At 42.8% G+C, this 4,211-nt stretch carries 3 protein-coding genes and 2 pseudogenes; all 5 read right to left on the reverse strand.

Features of this window, described 5'->3' with window-relative positions:
- Nucleotides 1-739, reverse strand: a pseudogene (locus GVV58_RS14905) (IS91-like element ISVsa3 family transposase); the annotation flags it as partial.
- Between the two features lie 111 nt (nucleotides 740-850).
- Nucleotides 851-1,318 (reverse strand): annotated as a pseudogene (locus GVV58_RS14910) (GMP synthase (glutamine-hydrolyzing)); the annotation flags it as partial.
- 65 nt (nucleotides 1,319-1,383) lie between these two features.
- Entirely contained in the window at nucleotides 1,384-2,244 is an 861-nt protein-coding gene (estT, locus tag GVV58_RS14915; RefSeq protein ID WP_077782102.1) for a macrolide hydrolase EstT, read from the reverse strand.
- A 17-nt stretch (nucleotides 2,245-2,261) separates the two neighbouring features.
- Nucleotides 2,262-3,425 (reverse strand): tetracycline-inactivating monooxygenase Tet(X), encoded by a 1,164-nt coding sequence (gene tet(X), locus GVV58_RS14920; protein WP_064754130.1) that lies wholly within the window; start codon nucleotides 3,423-3,425, stop codon nucleotides 2,262-2,264.
- A complete protein-coding gene (locus tag GVV58_RS14925; RefSeq protein WP_044502095.1) occupies nucleotides 3,422-3,799 on the reverse strand; it encodes a hypothetical protein in 378 nt (125 codons plus the stop codon). Before GVV58_RS14925 ends, tet(X) begins: the two co-directional genes overlap by 4 nt.
- Nucleotides 3,800-4,211: the final 412 nt, after the last annotated feature.

Genomic DNA, 4,211 nt, shown 5'->3' on the forward strand with positions numbered 1-4,211 from the left:
TGTTTTCGACATCCCGTTCCAGCAGGCCTTGCCGTTCCAGATAGCGACCCACCCGGTGGGCGATGGTGTGCGTCAGCTGGGTGAGCTCTGGGCTGGTCGGCGCCTTGACCCAGCGGAAACGCGCTGAGCCGTGGGATTGCTCGACATACACACCGTCGAGAAACAGCATGTGGAAGTGAACATTCAGATTGAGCGCCGATCCAAAACGCTGGATCAGGGTGACCGCGCCCGTCTTGGCCACTTGGTGGGTATGGCCCGCTTTCTTGACCAGGTGCGTGGCAATGACGCGGTAAACGATGCCCAGCACCCACCCCATGATCTCGGGCCGGCTGGCAAACAGGAAACGCAGCTGAAACGGGAAGCTCAACACCCACTGACGCATGGGTTGTTCAGGCAGTACTTCATCAACCAGCAAGGCGGCACTTTCGGCCATCCGCCGCGCCCCACAGCTCGGGCAGAAACCGCGACGCTTACAGCTGAAAGCGACCAGGTGCTCGGCGTGGCAAGACTCGCAGCGAACCCGTAGAAAGCCATGCTCCAGCCGCCCGCATTGGAGAAATTCTTCAAATTCCCGTTGCACATAGCCCGGCAATTCCTTTCCCTGCTCTGCCATAAGCGCAGCGAATGCCGGGTAATACTCGTCAACGATCTGATAGAGAAGGGTTTGCTCGGGTCGGTGGCTCTGGTAACGACCAGTATCCCGATCCCGGCTGGCCGTCCTGGCCGCCACATGAGGCATGTTCCGCGTCCTTGCAATACTGTGTTTACATACAGTCTATCGCTTAGCGGAAAGTTCTTTTACCCTCAGCCGAAATGCCTGCCGTTGCTAGACATTGCCAGCCAGTGCCCGTCACTCCCACTCAATAGTTGCCGGCGGCTTTGAGGAAACATCGTAGGTTACCCGCGAAATACCGGGAATCTCATTAATGATGCGGCTAGAAACCGTTTCTAAAAACTCATACGGCAAGTGTGCCCAGCGCGCTGTCATAAAATCGATAGTTTCTACTGCGCGCAATGCCACCACATACTCATAGCGGCGGGCATCGCCCACTACGCCAACCGACTTCACTGGCAAGAATACAGCGAAGGCTTGGCTGGTTTTGTGATACAGGTCAGCGGCATACAGCTCTTCGATAAAGATGGCATCAGCCAAGCGCAACCTGTCGGCATATTCTTTTTTTACTTCGCCAAGAATACGCACACCCAAGCCAGGGCCAGGGAAGGGATGACGGTAAACCATGTCGTAGGGCAGACCTAACTCCATACCGATCTTGCGCACCTCATCTTTAAACAGCTCGCGCAGCGGCTCCACCAGCTTGAGCGTCATAACACATTGATATTAGCTTCAATCTCTAAACCGTTGATTTGGAAATACATAATACCCTATTTGTTCATTCTTTTGTTATTTGTTGTATGTTGCGTTATTCCATCAATAATTTTATTCCAATCTTCGAAATGTAGTTCGTGTCCGGTTCCATCAAGCGTTATTAGTTTTGAGCCGTTTATCTTTTCAAGTAAAACTGCTGAATTCTTAAAATGCCATATTTTATCGTCCGTTCCGTGTACAATTAAGGTTGGTTGATTGATTTCGCTCAATCTGTTCCAGTATTCTTCACCACCTTGCAGTGCCGCATGATTGAACATACTTATATAGTTATTAGCTCTTTTAAATTCGGCTCTAATCAGTTTTTCACTTCTTTGTTTGTCAAATTGTTTCCTGCCGCTCATCAATTCAGCACCTTGAATTAAATAATTTGCCACACTGTCTTCATTTGTCCAATCTACGGTTTCAGCTTTTCCGTGAAAATCTAAAATACGCGTATCCATTTCAGGAATTGTGGGGTCTGAGTCGCCCCAAGGACCTGATGAGATTAGTGTTATTGAACTTACCCTGTCGGCATATTTTATTGATGCTATTTGAGAAATCAGTCCGCCCAGTGAAATTCCCACAAAATTGGCTTTGACTATTTTATAGCCGTCCAAAATTGAAATAGCATCATGGGTTAAGTCAACAATATCATAGGGGGTTGAACCCGGTTCGTAATTAGTAGATTTTCCTACGTCCCTATTGTCGTAGCGAATAACAAAAAATCCCTTTTCAGATAGTTTCTGGCAAAATTCAGCATCCCAATACAACATGGATACCGTTGCTCCCGCAATCAAGAGTATTGCCGGATCTTTTTCACATCCAAAACTTTCGGTAAAAAGTCTTATTCCGTTTTTTTTAACTATTTTCTCTTTCATTTCCTCGCCTTTCTGTTTTATAGATTCATTAGTTTTTGGAAAGAAAAGTCGAGGCTGAACATTTCCGTTTCGTTTATTATTGATTCTGCCTGTGCTTCTCTTCCATAAGCAAACATTTGCTGTTCATAATTTTCAATAGCCTCTTCAATGCTGTTAAATTTCCCATTGGTCAGATTATCCGACAATATCAAGGCATCCATCAACCCACTGTTTACGCCTTGTCCTGCAAAAGGAGGCATCAAATGAGCAGCATCTCCAATCATCGTTATGGGTAATGGACGCTTACTTTTCCAAGACTTATCTAAGGGAAATATTCGTGTCGCTAACCCTACAAAAGATGATGTCAAACGAATCAGTTCTTTGTAGCGTTCGTCCCAATCGGAAAATTTTTTCAGGAGAAAATCAACGACACTATTTCTGTCTTGAAAATCTACCCGCGTTTTGCTTTTCCATTCATCAGGTGTTTTAAAACTTATTCCAAAATGCAATGCACCATTATTATTAGGATTCGCAAATAATAAATTACCTTGATGAGCAGCCATTAGCCGGTTTCCATTGCAAAGCTGAAAAAATCCAGGACAGTTCACCTCCGGTTGATGAATATCGGCTTGTATATTGAAAGTACCTGTTTCTTCAACTTCCGTGTCGGTAACAAATTTTCTTACTTTAGACATTCCACCATTGGCAATAATAACCAGATCTGCTGTTTCACTCGATTTATCCTCAAAAGTTAGTATCCACTTCTCCTTATCAGGTTCAAGGGTAACAAGTTTTCTATCCCAAATGACGGTATCATTTTGTAAACTATTTAATAGGATAGTCCTTAAGTCATTTCTGTTTATTTCAGGATTGTCAAAACGATTTTCGGGTCTTACATTTTTTGTGGTTAAAATATTGCCCTTTTCATCAACAATATTTACACCCATTGGTAAAGCTAAGTCATAATAAGTTTGTAACAATCCCGCTCTTTTCATTGCTTCCTGTCCCGAATCCCTGTGCAGATCAAGTGTCCCACCAAAAATCCTTGCATCTTGGTCTTTGTCTCTCTCGTAAACTGTAATGTCCACGCCGTTTTGCTGTAACAATCTCGCCATTGTTAATCCAACAGGCCCGGCACCAATTATTGTAATTTTTTTATGTTTTAGTAAAGTCATATTCTTGTTCGCTGGTTTTAATGTCAACTAATGTCTGTCAATTTAATCACTTTGTTTTTTTTAAATTCAAACACGGATTTTCCTGATAACTTTAGCTTTTGCCCTTTTTTTAAGCCGTTCGGAAAGTCAATTGCTAAAATTGCTGTATAATCAATTTCTATTTCAGTGCTGTTGTCAAAATGCCTAAACGATTTAACTGTCTGTGTTCTCTTTGCAAAGTATGTTTTTGCTGTTTCTGCCTGTTGTTTAAACGCTGTTAACCCTTTCAGCGATAAACTTATATCATTATTTTGAATGTTTTCAAAAACAATATTATCGTCAAGGTCTGCAACCATTTTTTTGATATCAAATTGGTTGTATCCATCGATGTAGTTATTGATGATGTTTACTCTGTCGGTCATATTTTGTAATTATTTATCGGTTACATATTGGTGTTGTCTGTAGGTTGTTCTACGATAATTGCCAACTTTTAACTTCTATACGAAGGAACATGTTGGGATACTTGAACTTTCGATTTAGCGCCAACACGAGCAAACCGAAGTTAGCACCTACTCTCTATTCAGCATATTTTTTAAAAATACTTGTGGCAATGTGTCCGCCAAAACCAAAAGTATTACTCATTGCGTAATTCACTTGCCGTTGTTGTGATTGGTGTAACGTCAAGTTAAATATATCCCTATATTCAGGTTCAATATCTACCGAATTGATTGTTGGCGGAACAATGTTATTCTGAACAACGTATAGGAAGAATAAACGCCCTTTTCACCCAAGTCCAACAGCTTTGGACCGCAGTTGACTCTTTCGACACCCCTG

It is taken from the genome of Acinetobacter sp. 18QD2AZ41W (assembly GCF_009829025.1).
GTDB lineage: Bacteria > Pseudomonadota > Gammaproteobacteria > Pseudomonadales > Moraxellaceae > Acinetobacter > Acinetobacter pseudolwoffii.

Coding starts and splice junctions, on each gene's coding strand:
- estT (WP_077782102.1), bottom strand. CDS start 2,244: ATGAAAGAGAAAATAGTTAAAAAAAACGGAATAAGACTTTTTACCGAA.
- GVV58_RS14925 (WP_044502095.1), bottom strand. CDS start 3,799: ATGACCGACAGAGTAAACATCATCAATAACTACATCGATGGATACAAC.